Source organism: Pseudoclavibacter sp. AY1F1 (genome assembly GCF_002931075.1).
In the GTDB taxonomy this organism is placed as follows: Bacteria; Actinomycetota; Actinomycetes; order Actinomycetales; family Microbacteriaceae; genus Pseudoclavibacter.
This window is the reverse complement of sequence record NZ_PSTQ01000002.1, coordinates 309,903-325,280: the sequence shown is the minus strand read 5'-3', so window position 1 is coordinate 325,280 and position 15,378 is coordinate 309,903. Positions and strand designations below refer to the sequence as shown.

Sequence of the window (15,378 nt, the reverse complement as noted above, 5' to 3'; positions counted from 1 at the left end):
GCGGCTAGACCTCGAGGAGCTCGGCTTCCTTGTGCTTGGAAGCCTCGTCGATGCGGTCGATGTGCGCCTTCGTAGCGGTCTCGAGTTCCTTCTCGCCGCGCGTGATGTCGTCTTCGCCGACCTCGTCCTTGAGTGCCTCGAGGTCAGTCTTCGCCTTGCGACGGATGTTGCGGACAGCAACGCGCGCCTCTTCCGCCTTCGTCTGCACGAGCTTGACGTACTCCTTGCGGCGGTCAGCGGTGAGCTCGGGCATGACAACGCGGATGAGGTTGCCGTCGTTGCTCGGCGTTACACCGAGGTTCGGGCGCGACACGATGGCCTTCTCGATCTCCTTGAGCGCCGACTTGTCGTACGGCGTGATGACGAGCACGCGGGCCTCTGGCACCGCGATGGAAGCGAGCTGCTCGAGAGGTGTGGCCGTTCCGTAGTAGTCGACGGGGATCTTCGTGAAGAGCTGAGGGTTCGCCCGCCCCGTTCGCACCGTCGCGAAGTCTTCCTTCGCGTGGTCGACGGCTTTCGCCATCTTGTCTTTGGTCTCGGTGAGCACGTCGTTGATCACGGGGTGTCCTTTCCAGGGCGTTCTGCATCATCCTACCGAGGTGGTGGGATGGGCACGCCACGCGCAAAGGCGCGGCGCGCTGACGAAATATTCGCGGTTGAAGCTGCCTGCCGAGGCAGTCGGCTAGTCGAGGCTCGAGGTGACGAGCGTTCCGATGTCTTCACCGAGGATCGCGCGCGCGATGTTGCCTTCTGGGCTCATGCCGAACACTCGCATGTCCATGCCGTTGTCCATGCAGAGGCTGAACGCCGTCGAGTCGACGACCTTGAGGCCACGCTGGAGGGCGTCCTGATAGGTGACCGAGTGGAGCAGTTCAGCGCTCGGGTCGCGCCGCGGGTCGGCGGTGTAGACGCCGTCGACACCGTTCTTGGCGACGAGGACCACGTCTGCGCCGACTTCGAGCGCGCGCTGTGCCGCGACCGTGTCGGTCGAGAAGTATGGGAGACCGGCGCCAGCGCCGAAGATGACGACGCGGCCCTTCTCCATGTGGCGCTTCGAGCGCAGGGGGATGTAGGGCTCTGCAACCTGGCGCATCTCGATGGCGGACTGCACACGGGCCGGGGTGCCCGCCTGCTCGATGAAGTCCTGGAGCGCGAGCGCGTTCATGACCGTGCCGAGCATGCCCATGTAGTCAGCTCGCGCCCGGTCCATGCCGGCGTTCGCGAGCTGAGCGCCGCGGAAGAAGTTTCCTCCGCCGACGACGATGGCGACTTCCACGTCGCGTGCAGCAGCGGCGATCTCTTTGGAGATGCTCGTGAGCACCTCTGGATCGACCCCCATCTTGCCTGCACCGAACGCTTCGCCAGAGAGCTTGAGGAGAACGCGTCTGCGCGGGGCCTGTGGTGACATTTGTGCTCCTTGTAGGGTCGCTGATCGTCCACGAGCCTACCTTGTGCGGAGCACGCGCATATCTCGGGGCGAAGTTCGCTGGCACCTCCGGGGACACGAAACGGGGCCGGATGCATGCGCATCCGGCCCCGAATTCGTGAACGTGTGGTGCTACGCGCCGACGCGAATGCGGCCGAAGTCGAGAACGTTGACGTTTGCGGCGTCAGCGATCTTCTTCACGGTCTGCTTGTTGTCGCGAGCGTAGTCCTGCTCCAGGAGCACGATCTGCTTGAAGAAGCCGGTCAGGCGGCCTTCGATGATCTTCGGAAGGGCGGCCTCTGGCTTGCCCTCGCTCCGCGAGATCTCCTCGACGATGACCCGCTCCTTGTCGATTGCATCGGCAGGAACGTCCTCACGCGTGAGGTACTGCGGGTCGAACATCGCGATGTGCTGAGCAATGCCGCGAGCCGTAGCCGCGTCGTCGCCTTCGTACGCCACGACGACGCCGACCTGCGGTGGCAGGTCCTGCGAGGTGCGGTGCAGGTAGATCTCGAAGTTGGCTCCCTTGAGGAGAGCCACCTTGCGGAGCTCCATCTTCTCGCCGAGGATCGCGGCGACACCGTCGATGGTCTCCTTGACGGTCGTTCCGTCGACGGGGGCTGCGAGAGCCTCGTCGAGGGTCGACGCGCCGGCGGCGGCCACAGCATCGAGCACCTTCTCGGAGAGAGCGATGAACTTGTCGCCCTTCGCCACGAAGTCGGTCTCGGTTGCGAGCTCGATGAGCGTCGCAGTGCCGTTTCCGTTGTCCTTCGCGGCAACGAGGCCTTCGCTGGTGGAACGGTCAGCGCGCTTCGCGTTGCCCTTCGCACCCTTGAGGCGGAGGATCTCGACGGCCTTTTCCTTGTCGCCGTCGGCCTCTTCGAGCGCCTTCTTCGTGTCGACCATGCCAGTACCGAGCTGCTCGCGCAGCTCCTTGACATCAGCGAGAGTGAAGTTAGCCATGTGTGGGGTTCTCCCTAATGCTTGAAGTTACTTGGACTCTTCGACGGCTTCGGTTTCCTCGACCGCTTCAGCGGCCTCGGTTGCCTCGGCGGGCTCAGCTGCTGCTTCGACGGTCTCAGCAGGCGCTTCGACGGTCTCAGCAGGCGCTTCGACGGTCTCGGCAGGTGCCTCGACGGTCTCGGCAGGTGCCTCGACGACAGCCTCGGCGGCAGGCGCGTCGCCCTGCAGCAGGTCGTTCTCCCACTCAGCGAGCGGCTCAACCTCTGCCTGACCTTCGGTCGGCTTCTGGTGGCGCTGGATGAGGCCCTCAGCTGCTGCGTCGGCGATAATGCGCGTGAGCAGTGCAACGGAGCGGATGGCGTCGTCGTTACCCGGGATCGGGTAGTTGACGTCGTCAGGGTCGCAGTTCGTGTCGAGGATCGCGATGACCGGGATGCCAAGCTTCTTGGCCTCGTCGATCGCGAGGTGCTCCTTCTTGGTGTCGACAACCCAGAGCGCCGAGGGCGTCTTCGAGAGGTTGCGGATACCACCGAGCGACTTCTCGAGCTTGTCACGCTCGCGACGCTGGATGAGGAGTTCCTTCTTGGTGAAGCCGCGCGTCGTGTCGTCGAAGTCGACCAGGTCGAGCTCCTTGAGACGGTTGAGGCGCTTCTGGACGGTGCCGAAGTTCGTGAGGAGGCCACCGAGCCAGCGCTGGTTCACGTAGGGCTGGCCCACGCGAGTTGCCTGCTCGGAGATCGACTCCTGTGCCTGCTTCTTCGTGCCGACGAAGAGGATGGTGCCGCCGTGGGCAACCGTCTCCTTGACGAAGTCGAATGCAGCATCGATGTATCCAAGCGACTGCTGGAGGTCGATGATGTAGATGCCGCTGCGTTCGGTGAAGATGAATCGCTTCATCTTCGGGTTCCAGCGGCGGGTCTGGTGCCCGAAGTGCACGCCGCTGTCAAGCAGCTGGCGGATGGTAACGACAGCCATGGTCGTTCTCCCTTTTCGAATGCGCATCTCTGCGCGCGGTTGTTCTCTGCGACCGGCGGCCGCACAGCCTGGTGCCCAGTGCACATCCGCTCTCGCACAGCAGTGCTGGAGACCGATGGATGCACACCTCGATGGGCACGCGAAGTCAGCCCGCATTGCGGGCTGCTGGCGACAGTCTACACACGCGCGGTGACGCAAGGAACAGGGGCGGCGACTCTGTTGTCGCGGACCCTGTGGAGAACCGTAATCCACAGGCAGGTCATCTCGCTCGAAGAACTCCCTCGCGACGAAGCACCATGACTGCATGCGCCACCCGCCACCGCTTCCAACGACCACCGCCCGAGGAGCTCGCATTGTGGCTTGCCTTCTGACAGCAGCGCTGCTCTGCGAGCTCAGCCTGCTGCCGGCGCCTGGCGCATCGGCCGCGACGGCCGGTTGGCTGTGGCCGGTGGAAGCACCGCCAGTGGTCTCTCGAGCGTTTGACCTCGATGCACCCTATGGCGCTGGCCACCGAGGCATCGACATCCCGGCAGCTCCGGGTGCCGTCGTCCTCGCGCCCGCGGCGGGAACAGTCAGGTTCTCGGGCTTCGTCGTCGACAGGCCCGTGCTCTCGATCCAGCACGCCGACGGTGCCCTTTCGAGCTACGAGCCAGTCGTCTCCGAGCTCGAGCCAGGAGATGTTGTCGTCGCCGGGCAACGCCTCGGCCTTGTGAGCGCGGAGCACCGGCACACGCCGGAAGGGGCGCTCCACCTCGGAGTCCGCCAGGAGGGCGCCTACCGCGACCCCGCATCGCTCTTCGACGGACTTCGTCCAGCAGCGGCTGTGCTCCTCCCGCTCTACCGCTGAACCACCGAACCGCTGACTCACCGAGCGGCACTTCTCAACCACACACCAGAAAGGCACCACATGACTCCTCTCAACATTCGAAAGGCCCGCAGCCACCAACGGCCCCGAACCGCACACGACGATGCACCTTCGCGGGGACGCGGCGCTCACGCAGCTCGCGGCCTCCGGGCTCGCCTCGCTCGAGCCGGCGCTGGACTCGTGATGCTCGCGATGGCAGCGACATTCCTGCTGTTCTCGGGAGCACAGACCGCGAGCGCCGCCGGCTACGGACCCGGTTTCGACGATGCGCAGAACGGAGGGCAGGGGCGAATCGGCGCGTACAGCTTCGAGGGGCGCAACGTGTACTGTCTGCAGCCCTGGCTCCCGCGACCACTCGACGAGACCACCAAAGGGGGCGTCGTCGATGGCCAGCAGTTCCAGATGAGCGACGACAGCACTGCGCGAGTGAACTGGGCGATCTCCACCCACGGACAGTCGACCGACCCGGCCGTGACGAGTGCCGTCGCGATGTTCGTCTGGTCGCTCGCGGCCCCCGAGAGCTACGCAAGCCACGGCACGAGCGGCGACGAGCACTTCCTCGGGCGGGTCCCCGAGACTCGGAGGGCGGAGGTGAGTGGCACGCTCACCACCATCCGAGAGGGAGCGGCGAAGGTCGGGGCTCGAGCACCCGCGAGCCACTCCGGGAGCCTTCAGTTCACCACCGATGCCGTGGACGGGAAGAAGGGCACCGTCGTGCTCGCCTCGAATCTTGCGGGAGCCACGGGCACGGCTGTGCTGAGCGGCGCCACGTTCGCATCGACGGGAACCGACACCGCAACGCTTGCGGTTGGCGAGCCCGCGTCGATCGTGGTGACGGCCAGTGCGCTCGAGCGCGGCCCCGTCACGGTGAGCGGCACGGCGAAGGTCACGTCGCCGTCGGAGCAGTGGGCCGCGAAGATTCTGCTCCTGCACACGCCCGGCGCGCAGTTGCTCGGGAGCAGCGGAGGCACGGTCCCCGGCGAGTTCACGGCCGTAGGCCAGGACCGGGTGCCTCGGACTCCTGCGACCACCCCGACACCAACCACGACGCCCACCACGTCAGCGACGCCCACAGCGGTACCCACGCCGACGCGGACCGCCGCTCCCCCGCGCATCCCGACACCCCAGCCGACCCAAACGGCATCAGCCACACCCGCGCCGACGCCGACAGCCACGCAGCCGCCAGCGCCCACAACCGAACCTCCGGCCGCACCGACGACCGTGCCAGCGATCCCGACTGCCACGAGCGCGCAGACACCGCCGGCTTCATCGGCCACGCCAACCACCGGCGCCAGCGCTCTGCCCAGCACCACCGCCACCGCCACCGCGACGCCGCTGCCGGTCCCGCCCACAGCGACGCCTGCGAACACCGCGGCAGCAACTACCCCGGCGACTGCCCCGGCGACTGCGCCGACGACCCCTCAGCCGGAGACACTGGCGCAGACAGGAGCCGCGGTGGTCAACTGGCCGCTCCTGCTCGGGGCCGGCGCCCTCGTCATCGGCGCCGGCGCACTCGCCTGGGGCCTCCTGAGCCGCCGACGGGAAAGCTGACCGGCCCGACGCCCACGAAAAGCCCGACGCACAAGGAGGAGGACTCAGGCAGTGAGTCCCGGCAGGCGATCACAGCCAGAAACATCGACCGCGGGCTGAGCCCAAGAGAGGAGGCGCCACACCCAGACAGCGATCCACGCCGCGCATGCGCGCCGCGACGGGCCCACCCACCCGTCGCGGCGACGCGCACGGCCTACAACCCACAGGTGTCAACAACGCCGAGACCAACAACCACGATGACAACAACAACGACAACGACAACCTGCCTGTCGCAGGAGGTTCCCTAGGCTCGCGGATGCGCCTGCAGGTAGGAGGCCTTGAGTCGTTCGGCCGAGACGTGCGTGTAGATCTGGGTCGTCCCGAGATCCGAGTGCCCGAGGATCTCCTGCACAGCACGCAGGTCGGCTCCCCCATCAAGCAGATGCGTTGCGGCGGTGTGACGGAAGGTGTGCGGCCCGGAAGGCCCACCACCTGGCGCAGCCCCGAGCACCTCACGGGACAGCGCGTACACCGTTCGAACGTCCAGTCGCCCACCGCGAGCGCCCAAGAAGAGCGCACGACCCGATCGAGGTTGCTCGAGCGCGGGGCGACCGGACGCCAGCCAGCGATCGATGGCCCTCGCCGCGTGGGCGCCAAAAGGCACAACGCGTTCCTTGTCCCCCTTGCCGACAACCCGCACAACTCGGCGCTCGAGGTCGACGGCCCCCACATCGAGCGAACAGCACTCAGAAACACGGATCCCAGAGGCGTACAACAGCTCGATGATCGCGAGGTCACGCTGCTCGACGGGGTCCCCGGTGGCCGCACGATCTGCGAGCGAGCCCAAGATGCCCCGCATCCCGTCTGCCGAGACCACACGAGGCAGCGTCGACCCCGCCTTCGGGCTCTTCAGGCGACGAGCAGAATCGGCACCCCGTCCCGTCTCGTCGAGCCACGACGTGAATCCACGGAACGAGGCCGCCATACGCGCGATACTCGAGGCCGCCTTGCCCCCCTGCGTCTGCTGCCAGAGCAAGTCGCGGAAGACCTCGAGGCTCAGCGACTTCGGGTCTGCGACACCCGCTCGCTCACAGAAGTCGAGGAGGAGACTCAGGTCGCCCGCGTAGGCCCGGGTCGTGCGGGGCGACAACCCGCGTTCGGAGCGCAGCGAGCGCAAGTACGCGTCGACGGCCACGGAGAGCTCCTGCATGACGCCCATCGTAGGTCGCCGCCCAGAGAGCCGGGCGGCGACTCAACCCAGACGTGATGACCCAGAGGTTCTACTTCGTGTGCGCCGACTTGGACTCCGAGCGCTTCGGCTCCGCCGGCGCCGCATGCGCAGGCCCCGCATGCGCAGGTTTCCGGTCGCCGAGGATGGCCTTGCTCGGCCACCAGAATCGGTCACCGGTGAGGAAAGCAAGGGCAGGCACGATGACCGTTCGCACCAACAGGGTGTCGAGCAGTACGCCGACGCACACGATGATGCCGATCTGCGTGAGCGTGATGAGGGGCAGGACGCCGAGGGCCGCGAACACGGCAGCGAGCAGAATGCCGGCGCTTGTGATGACCCCACCCGTCGCGGACAGCGAGCGGATCATGCTATCCCTCGTGCCGTGCTTGACGGCCTCCTCGCGCGCTCTCGTCACGAGGAAGATGTTGTAGTCGACGCCGAGGGCGACGAGGAACAGGAAGCTGAACAGCAGCACCGAGGTGTCGAGGGCAGGGAAGCCGAAGACGTTCGTGAAGAGCAGCCAGCTCGCTCCGACTGAGGCGAAGAACGAGCCGACGACGGTCAGCAGGAGCAGGATCGGCGCGACGAGCGAGCGCAGGAGAAGCAGGAGAACGACGAAGACCACGGCGAGGATGAGCGGGAACAGGAGCAGCTGGTCGCGGTCCTGGGCTGCCTGCTCGTCAAGCGCTTGGGCGTCGAGCCCTCCTACAATGGCCTCCGCCCCGTCGATCTGGGAGAGCTCGGCGCGCAGTCGTTCGACCGTCGCGAGCGCTTCCTCGGTCTCCGCGGGAGATGAGAGACCGACATCAATGCGCGTCACCGTTCCGTTCGAGTCACCCACCGAGGCCGAAGCGACGCCATCGATCTCGGACGCCCTCTGCGCGACCGCCTCGGCTTCACCCGACTGTGCGACGACGATGGCTGGAGCGCCGGCAAGGTCAGGGAAGTGGTCGTTGAGCAGTTCCTGTCCGACAACCGCCTCTGGCGTCGACGTGAATCGCTCCGTCTGGGCGAGGCCAACTTTGATGCTCGGGGCGATGGCGGCCAGTGCGATGAGCACGACGATGCCGGCCCCCGCCACGATGGCCGGGCGCTTCGAGACTCCGGTACCAAGCTTGAACCAGAACCCCTTGCCGTGCTGGTCGTCGCCGACGCGGGGAACGACGGGCCAGAAGATCCCCCGAGGGAAGAGCACCAGGGTCGCGGGGAGCAGCGCAAGCGCGAACGCCATCGCGACCACAACGCCGATGGCGCACGCGAGGCCAAGCACCACGTTGCCCCCGAGCGAGGCGAAGAGGAGCGTCGCGAGGCTCAGCGCGACCGTGCCGCCGCTCGCGATGATCGCCGGTCCCGCACCTCGGAGCGCGGTTGCCATGGCCTCGCGACGGTCTGCGGAGACGCGCAGCTCGTCGCGGTACCTGGCGATGAGGAGCAGTGCGTAGTTGGTGCCAGCGCCGAAGACAAGCACCGAGAGGATGCCCTTGATCGACGCATCCATCGTCAGCCCGAATGCGCCCACGATGCGCGTCGCGACGATGCCGGCGACGCCGTCGGCGAGGCCGACAACGGACAATGGAATGAGCCACAGCACGGGGCTCCGGTAGGTGACGATGAGCAGGAAGGCGACGACCAGGACGGTGACAGTCAGGAGCGTGAAGTTCGCCCCCTCGAAGACCGCCGCGATATCGACGGCGAAGCCCTCCGGGCCGGTCATGACGGGCACCAGCCCCTCGGGAAGCCCGTCGGCTGCGGCGGTGCGCATGGCCTCCGCACGAGTGGACTGCGCATCGACGTCGGTGGTTGCGTCGAGCGGCACCGTGAGGATCATGGCCTCACCGTCTTCCGCTGGGAACGCGGGTGGCAGCGTGTCCACTCCCGCGGCTTCGGCGATACCGGCGCTCGCCGCGGCTACGGCGGCGAAGTCGTCCGGGGTGAGCGCCTCGCCGTCACGGTGGAAGACGAAAAGTGCAGCAGAGCGGTCCTCGGTTTCGAAGGTCGCGAGCGCCTCTTCGACCTTCGCGGACTCGGCAGACGCGGGCAGGTCTCCCGCCGGTGCGACGTCGCCGCTCTCTCCCGACCCCCAGAAGAAGGCGAGGCCACTGAGGGCAACGAAGACTGCAATGACGATCGCGCCGCTCGCCTTGCCGGTGATGAATCGGATGATCCCGCCCATGAACGAACCGCCTAATTTCACTAGTAATCAATTTCTTTAGCTAACCTAGCGCTAGGATGGGCGTCATGCAATCCGAGGATGAGCGGGGTCGCGCGTTTCCGCGCGTCCATGAGTCGACCGCTCTGCTGCGGGAAATCCTCACGATTTCCGACGAGTACGAGGTTGTGGTCGCGAAGGAGCTCGAGGTGAACCACACGGACCTCGTCGCGATGCAGCACCTGATCTCGTCAGGCCATCTCACTCCCTCGGATATCGCCCGGAGGCTCGGGATTACGACCGCGGCGGTGACCGTCGTGGTCGATCGGCTCGTGAAGGCTGGTCATGTGCGACGTGAGCCGAACCCGAACGACCGTCGTGGCGTTCTGGTGGTTCCCGACGAGGACTCGACCGCGAAAGCCCGGGGCCTGCTTGCTCCCATGATCATGGACATCGATGCTGTCGCCCAGGACTTCGACGAGGGTGAGCGCGAGGTCATCGTGCGCTACCTGGAGGGTGTCGTAGCGAGCTACCGAGAGCACCTCCCGCCGCCGCGCTGATCTTCAGCGTCGCCGATTGGAGGCCTTGACCCACCCGCCGACCGCCTCCCGCGCGAGGCCGCCGAGTTCGAGTTCAGCGAGACCGGCCGAGGTCTCGGCCGACGTGAGCCCCGCCGCTGAGGCGATCGCGTCGACGCGCTGCGGCCTCCCGACCCGGAGAGCGTCCCTGGCCCGGACCGCGTTGGACGACAGGCGTCCAGCATCCTGAGCCGAGCTCCTGTCCCCCGGCCAGACCTCGCCGTCCGGAAGCGCGAGCTCGCTCCCCTGGCCTTGCCCGAGCATCTCGACGATGTCATCGACCGACGTGATCAGCGTCGCGTCTGACTCACGCAGCAGCCGATGGCATCCCACGGAAGCGGCGCTCGTCACCGGGCCGGGCACCGCACCGAGCGGTCGTCCGAGAGTCAGCGTGTGGGCCGCGGTGTTCGCGGCCCCCGACCTTCGGCCTGCCTCCACGACAACCGTGGCGGAGGAGAGCGCGCTGATGATGCGGTTGCGCTGGAGAAACCGCCAGCGAGTGGGTGCCTGTCCGACTGGCAGCTCTGTGATGAGTGCGCCTTCGGCGATAATCCGCTCGAGCAGCGACCTGTTGCCCTGCGGGTAGAGGCGGTCCGGCCCGCCGGCAAGCACGGCGACAGTCGGCGCGCCCTCGGCGAGCGCCACGCGGTGCGAGACGGCGTCGATGCCGTAGGCGCCGCCCGAGACGATCGCGTACCCACGGCCAGCCAGCCCGCTCGCGAGCCGCACCGTGACTTCCTCGCCGTACGTCGTAGACGCGCGAGCTCCGACAAGCGCAACCGACGGGGCAAGTTGCAGGAGCGTGTCCACGGACCCGCGCACCCAGAGGGCGCAGGGTGCGTGCGGTCCGAGATCGTCGAGTTGCCCTGGCCATTCCCTGTCCCCGGGCAACACGGCTCGCACCCCGAGCCTCGCTGAGCTCCGCAGGATCGCCACGGTGCGCGCAATGCTGAGACGGTCGTGCCATCTCTCGAGCGCCGACGCGAGGTCCGCGAGCGGAATGCCGGCGCCAGCACCGCGCTCCCGAGCGCGACGCAGGAGCGAGCCGGAGGTCACGGCTTCCAGCGCCGCGACCGGCCCGAGGGCGCCAAGGAGGAGACCGGCCGTCGCGTCGCCGGGCTCGACGGTGCAGGACCAGGCGAGCTGGGCGACGCGGGCGCGCACCTCGTCGTCGCTTATCGCCTCCCCGCTCGGACCGCTGACTCCCATCAGGGCTGCGCGAAACTCATCGAGGCCTGGCTCCCGCTCGTACTCCTTGGCTGCGCTCCTTCGTGGCCCGGCGTCCCCGTCACCTTGGCCGAACTGTGCTGTCATTTCCGTCTACCCCAGCCTGATCCGGTACGAGAGGGCCTCGTGGATGTGCTCGAGTTCGGGGCGAGCGGCCCCGGCGAGGTCGGCGATCGTCCAGGCGACGCGCAGCACCCGGTCGTGCCCGCGCATCGTGACCTGCCCTCGCTCGAGCGCAACCGCGAGCGGCGCGTAGGCCTCCCGCCTCGGCCGGTTGTCCGGGGCGCGAAGCCAGCGCGAGACGACGCGCGCGTTGATGCTCCAGGGAGTGGATGCCAGCCGATGCCTGGCCAGGGATCTCGCCTGCTTGACCAGCTCACGGACGGCCGCGGTGCTGGTCGCTGATTGAACTGGAGGCTCCCCGGCTTCTCCGAGCTGCGCCTCGTGCTCGACGAGCCGCGCGCGGGCGGCCGAGACGCGCTCGACGCGCAGCTGCAGGTCGATTCGGTCGAGCAACGGGCCCGAGAGTCGGGCGAGGTAGCGTCGCGGTGCCGAGGCATCGCACCTGCACTGCGCGTCCCGGTCACCGTGATTGCCGCAGGGGCACGGGTTCGCGGCCAGCACGAGCTGCATCTCCGCCGGGTAGGCGGCCCTCCCCTGTGCACGGTGGATCTCGATGACGCCGTTCTCGAGCGGCTGCCGCAACGAGTCGAGCGTGTGGCGCGCGAACTCCGGCGCCTCGTCGAGGAACAGGACCCCGCCCGTCGCGAGTGAGACGGCCCCGGGGCGGATCATGCCGCTGCCGCCGCCGAGTAACGCAACCGCGGACGCCGTGTGATGCGGCGCCTCGAACGGCGGCCTGCGGTCGAGGCGCGCGGACAGCGGCATGCCGCGCAGCGAGCGGACCGCGGCCAGCGTCACGGCCTCCTCTGGCTCGAGATCCGGCAGGATGCCTGGCAGGCGTTCCGCAAGCATCGTCTTGCCCGCGCCTGGCGGGCCGAGCATCAGCAGGTGGTGGCCACCGGCCGCGGCGATGACAAGCGTCCGCACCGCCGCTTCGTTGCCCACGACGTCGGAAAGGTCGAGCGCAGGCCCCACCTCGTGCCGCTGCGCGTCGTCCTCGGAGCCCCGCTCGCCTCGCGTGATTGCCCGGGCGGCGGAGCTGGATGGGTAGTCCAACTCCTCCGTGAGGTCGGCGGCGTCCGCGCCGTAGTGCAGGGCAACGGCGCGCAGCGAGGCGACGGCAACTACCCGGATGTCTTCCACGAGCTCTGCCTCAGCCTTCGAGTCTGCTGGCACCACCACGGTCTCGAAGCCCGCGGCTCGAGCGGCCGCGACGGCCGGCAGGACGCCGATGACCGCCCGCACCTGCCCCGTCAGCGAGAGCTCCCCGATGTGGACGGCCTTCGTCGGCGACTCGGCCGAGATGATGCCGGCCGCCGCGAGGAACGAGACCGCGATCGCAAGGTCGAAACCCGCGCCGTGCTTGCGCAGCGAGGCGGGGTACATGTTCGTGATGACGCGGCTCGCCGGCAGCGGGCACCCCGAGCTCTGCAGCGCAGCTCGCACCCGCTCACGCGCCTCCCCGAGTGAGGTGTCCGGCAGCCCCACGAGCTTGAAGAACGGCAGGCCCGGGCTGATCTGCGTCTCCACTTCCACGAGCTCTCCGCCGAGACCCTCGAGCGCGATCGCGACCGAGTGACCGACCGTGCCCTGCGTCATGCGCCAACTCCCGCCACGTGCTCCACGACGGGTGTGCGGTCGTGCGGTGCGATCACCGCGATGACGTCGAGCCGCATCGCGCCCCGCTCGTCGGGATGCGCGAGCATCCAGAGCCCCGCGAGCCGCCGCATCCGCGCGAGCTTCATCGGGGTGATCGCCTCAAGCGGGTGCCCGGCAGCGGTCGACCGCCTCGCCTTCACCTCCGTGAACACGATGTACCCGCCCTGACGCGAGACGACGTCGATCTCACCCTCCCGGCAACGCCAGTTCCGCTCCACCACGTCGTGGCCGCGCTCCTCGAGGTACGCGGTCGCGAGATTCTCCCCGAGCCGACCCAGCTGATCCTTGGCACGCATCCGCACCACCTCCCTTGCCGGGAGTCTGGCCCGCCACGACCCACTGACGCGCAACGACGAGGGACGCTGTGGACAACCGCTTCTCCACAGGCGCCACGTCAGCAGAGTGCTCGCCTCCTCCAGGGGCGAGCGCGCCCGCGCTACGTGTCAGCCCTTCTGCGCGAGGGCCAACGGCAGCACGGCGCTCGCCCCGGCCAGGCGAAGCTCGCGTGCACAGACCGTCATGGTCCAACCGCTGTCGACGAAATCGTCGATCAGGAGCACGGGCCCCGCCGGGATCTCGAGCGAGGCCGCCGAAAAGCGGCCCTCGACGTTGGAAAGCCGGAACGCGCTGTTCCCGCCCGGCTGCCCGGCAGGTCCACCGCGGACCAGATCCAACGAGCCAAGGAGGGGCAGGCGCCCCGCGCCCGCGATGCCCTCAGCCAGCGACGCGCTGAGCAGCGGCCTCGACCGCGACGGCACAAACGCGACGGCCTGCGGGCGCGCATCCCACTTCCACTCCGACAGGATCCGGATGCAGGCCTGCAAGAGCGGCCCCGTCACGACGGTGTCGGGACCCGCCGACGCGAACAGTTCCCGCAGCGGCCCACCCCACCCGAGGTCACTGAGGCGCGCGAGCACCCGCCCCTCGGACGCCTGCTGTTCTTTCGGGATGCGCCCCTTGAGGTCGACGCCGAGGCTCGCCATGCCGCTCGGCCACTGGCGCCGAGGCGCGATGTCCGCGCCGACACGGTCGAGCGCAGCCCCAGCTCTCGCCTGAACTGCCGCATCCGTCGTCGCGTCGAACCAGATGCCGGCGCAATTGTCACAGCGCCCGCACGGCGCCGCGGTCGAGTCGTCGAGCTGCCGTTGCAGGAACTCCATGCGGCAGCCGCCGGTGCGCTCGTAGTCGATCATCGCCTGCGCCTCGGCCGAACGAGCGGTCGCGATACGCGCGTACCGATCGCCGTCGTAGCTCCACGGCTGCCCCGTCGAGACCCAGCCACCCTGCTCGCGCCGAACGGCGCCGTCGACGTCGAGCACCTTGAGGAGCAGCTCGAGGCGCGAGCGGCGGAGGTCGACCGCTGACTCGAGGGCGACGGTCGATCTGGGTGAACCACCCAGTGCTGCGAGCACCGCCTGCGCGCGCTGTTCGTCTGGCATGGACACCGTCGCGAAGTACTCCCAGATCGCGCGGTCCTCCTCGCCCGGCAAGAGCAGCACGTCGGCAGACGCGCTCGAACGACCCGCACGACCCACCTGCTGGTAGTACGCCACGGGCGAGGACGGGGCCCCGAGGTGCACCACGAAGCCGAGGTCGGGCTTGTCGAAGCCCATGCCGAGCGCACTCGTGGCGACAAGCGCCTTGACCTCGTTGCGCTTGAGGGCGCCCTCGAGGCGCTCGCGCTCGTCCGGGTCGGTCTTGCCCGTGTACGCGGGCGCATGGATACCGGCCTCACGCAGGGCGGCCGAGGTGTCCTCCGCCCCCGCAACCGTGAGGGTGTAGATGATGCCCGACCCCGGCAGCTCGTCAAGGTGCTGCAGCAGCCAGGCAAGACGCTCGCGCGCGTTGCCGAGCCGCAGCACACCGAGCCGCAGGCTCGCGCGAGCAAGCGGGCCGCGGATGGTCAGGATGCCGCTCCGGCCGAGCTGCTCTTCGATATCGTGCACAACTCGCTCGTTGGCAGTAGCCGTCGTCGCGAGCACCGGGATATCCGTGCCGAGACCGGAGATGAGTGACGCGATGCGACGGTAGTCGGGGCGGAAGTCGTGACCCCAGTCGGAGATGCAGTGCGCCTCGTCGACCACGACAAGGCCAGTACGGCGAAGGAGCTCGGGAAGCTGCGTGTCGCGGAACTCCGGATTGTTGAGACGCTCAGGCGACACCAGGAGCACATCGATCTCGTCGGCCGCGAGCTGCTCGCGGATGCTCGCCCACTCGTGCGCGTTCGCGGATGACATGGACACAGCCCTGACCCCGGCCCGGCCCGCGGCCTCCACCTGGTCGCGCATGAGCGCCAGCAGCGGCGAGATGAGGATGGTCGGCCCAGCGCCGCGCGCACGCAGCATGAGGCTCGCGATGAAGTACACAGCCGACTTGCCCCAGCCCGTGCGCTGCACAACCAGGACTCGACGTCGCTCATCCACGATCGCCGAGATCGCCTCAAGCTGACCGTCATGGAAGACCGCGTCATCGCGGCCGACCAGCGCCCTGAGGATCTGTGTCGCGGCGGATGCGGTGGCGTCGGGAATCGTCGTCTCTGTCACTCCACGAGGCTCCCACGAACCACCGACATCGGCGTCCAGGCGGCGCGTCGCGCGCCAGGACGCGTCTGGCCCCGAGGTAAGAGCTGGCGCCGAGGCAGGAGCTGGTGCC

General features: G+C 68.3%; 13 protein-coding genes. 3 read left to right on the top strand and 10 right to left on the bottom strand.

All coding sequences use genetic code 11. The features are described 5' to 3' along the window. Positions 1–4: 4 nt before the first annotated feature. From frr to rpsB, 4 genes are all read right to left on the bottom strand, one after another. Entirely contained in the window at positions 5–559 is a 555-nt protein-coding gene (gene frr / locus C5B85_RS05655) for a ribosome recycling factor (protein WP_068483057.1), read from the bottom strand. 123 nt (positions 560–682) lie between these two features. Continuing rightward, entirely contained in the window at positions 683–1,408 is a 726-nt protein-coding gene (pyrH, locus tag C5B85_RS05650; RefSeq protein ID WP_068483060.1) for a UMP kinase, read from the bottom strand. A 150-nt stretch (positions 1,409–1,558) separates the two neighbouring features. Next, positions 1,559–2,389: a translation elongation factor Ts gene (gene tsf / locus C5B85_RS05645; RefSeq protein WP_104285046.1), complete on the bottom strand. Its 831-nt coding sequence runs from the start codon at positions 2,387–2,389 to the stop codon at positions 1,559–1,561. A 27-nt stretch (positions 2,390–2,416) separates the two neighbouring features. Beyond that, entirely contained in the window at positions 2,417–3,364 is a 948-nt protein-coding gene (rpsB, locus tag C5B85_RS05640) for a 30S ribosomal protein S2 (RefSeq protein WP_104285045.1), read from the bottom strand. Between the two features lie 355 nt (positions 3,365–3,719). On the opposite strand from rpsB, the gene C5B85_RS05635 reads away from it, so the two are divergent. Both C5B85_RS05635 and C5B85_RS05630 read left to right on the top strand, forming a co-directional pair. Continuing rightward, on the top strand, positions 3,720–4,211 hold the full coding sequence (locus C5B85_RS05635; protein WP_181064294.1) for a murein hydrolase activator EnvC: 492 nt from the start codon (positions 3,720–3,722) through the stop codon (positions 4,209–4,211). A gap of 210 nt (positions 4,212–4,421) precedes the next feature. Beyond that, the gene (locus C5B85_RS05630; RefSeq protein ID WP_146077856.1) at positions 4,422–5,780 is read left to right on the top strand and encodes a hypothetical protein; all 1,359 of its coding nucleotides are present in this window, start codon (positions 4,422–4,424) and stop codon (positions 5,778–5,780) included. A 283-nt stretch (positions 5,781–6,063) separates the two neighbouring features. Here the strand turns inward: C5B85_RS05630 and C5B85_RS05625 are convergent, their stop codons facing one another. Then, positions 6,064–6,969: a tyrosine recombinase XerC gene (locus C5B85_RS05625; protein WP_104285042.1), complete on the bottom strand. Its 906-nt coding sequence runs from the start codon at positions 6,967–6,969 to the stop codon at positions 6,064–6,066. A gap of 70 nt (positions 6,970–7,039) precedes the next feature. Continuing rightward, the gene (locus tag C5B85_RS05620) at positions 7,040–9,163 is read right to left on the bottom strand and encodes an MMPL family transporter (RefSeq protein ID WP_104285041.1); all 2,124 of its coding nucleotides are present in this window, start codon (positions 9,161–9,163) and stop codon (positions 7,040–7,042) included. Positions 9,164–9,228: 65 nt separating this feature from the next. Between C5B85_RS05620 and C5B85_RS05615 the strand changes: the two genes are divergently transcribed. Beyond that, positions 9,229–9,699, top strand: a complete 471-nt coding sequence (locus tag C5B85_RS05615; protein ID WP_104285040.1) for a MarR family winged helix-turn-helix transcriptional regulator — start codon at positions 9,229–9,231, stop codon at positions 9,697–9,699. A 3-nt stretch (positions 9,700–9,702) separates the two neighbouring features. Here C5B85_RS05615 and dprA read toward each other — a convergent pair whose 3' ends face one another. From dprA to C5B85_RS05595, 4 genes are all read right to left on the bottom strand, one after another. Then, the gene (gene dprA, locus C5B85_RS05610) at positions 9,703–11,031 is read right to left on the bottom strand and encodes a DNA-processing protein DprA (protein ID WP_104285039.1); all 1,329 of its coding nucleotides are present in this window, start codon (positions 11,029–11,031) and stop codon (positions 9,703–9,705) included. Between the two features lie 6 nt (positions 11,032–11,037). Continuing rightward, positions 11,038–12,666 (bottom strand): YifB family Mg chelatase-like AAA ATPase, encoded by a 1,629-nt coding sequence (locus C5B85_RS05605; RefSeq protein ID WP_104285038.1) that lies wholly within the window; start codon positions 12,664–12,666, stop codon positions 11,038–11,040. Continuing rightward, positions 12,663–13,022 carry a YraN family protein gene (locus tag C5B85_RS05600; protein ID WP_104285037.1) on the bottom strand — a complete coding sequence of 120 codons (360 nt, stop codon included), beginning with the start codon at positions 13,020–13,022 and terminating at the stop codon, positions 12,663–12,665. The genes C5B85_RS05605 and C5B85_RS05600 overlap by 4 nt, the downstream gene beginning before the upstream one ends. A gap of 147 nt (positions 13,023–13,169) precedes the next feature. Beyond that, on the bottom strand, positions 13,170–15,269 hold the full coding sequence (locus tag C5B85_RS05595) for a RecQ family ATP-dependent DNA helicase (RefSeq protein WP_219819341.1): 2,100 nt from the start codon (positions 15,267–15,269) through the stop codon (positions 13,170–13,172). Between the last annotated feature and the right edge of the window lie 109 nt (positions 15,270–15,378).

Excerpts from the sequence above, each read along its gene's own strand:
- pyrH (WP_068483060.1), bottom strand. The coding sequence starts at position 1,408 with ATGTCACCACAGGCCCCGCGCAGACGCGTTCTCCTCAAGCTCTCTGGC.
- tsf (WP_104285046.1), bottom strand. The coding sequence starts at position 2,389 with ATGGCTAACTTCACTCTCGCTGATGTCAAGGAGCTGCGCGAGCAGCTC.
- rpsB (WP_104285045.1), bottom strand. The coding sequence starts at position 3,364 with ATGGCTGTCGTTACCATCCGCCAGCTGCTTGACAGCGGCGTGCACTTC.
- C5B85_RS05630 (WP_146077856.1), top strand. The coding sequence starts at position 4,422 with ATGGCAGCGACATTCCTGCTGTTCTCGGGAGCACAGACCGCGAGCGCC.
- C5B85_RS05625 (WP_104285042.1), bottom strand. The coding sequence starts at position 6,969 with ATGCAGGAGCTCTCCGTGGCCGTCGACGCGTACTTGCGCTCGCTGCGC.
- C5B85_RS05620 (WP_104285041.1), bottom strand. The coding sequence starts at position 9,163 with ATGGGCGGGATCATCCGATTCATCACCGGCAAGGCGAGCGGCGCGATC.
- C5B85_RS05615 (WP_104285040.1), top strand. The coding sequence starts at position 9,229 with ATGCAATCCGAGGATGAGCGGGGTCGCGCGTTTCCGCGCGTCCATGAG.
- dprA (WP_104285039.1), bottom strand. The coding sequence starts at position 11,031 with ATGACAGCACAGTTCGGCCAAGGTGACGGGGACGCCGGGCCACGAAGG.
- C5B85_RS05605 (WP_104285038.1), bottom strand. The coding sequence starts at position 12,666 with ATGACGCAGGGCACGGTCGGTCACTCGGTCGCGATCGCGCTCGAGGGT.
- C5B85_RS05600 (WP_104285037.1), bottom strand. The coding sequence starts at position 13,022 with ATGCGTGCCAAGGATCAGCTGGGTCGGCTCGGGGAGAATCTCGCGACC.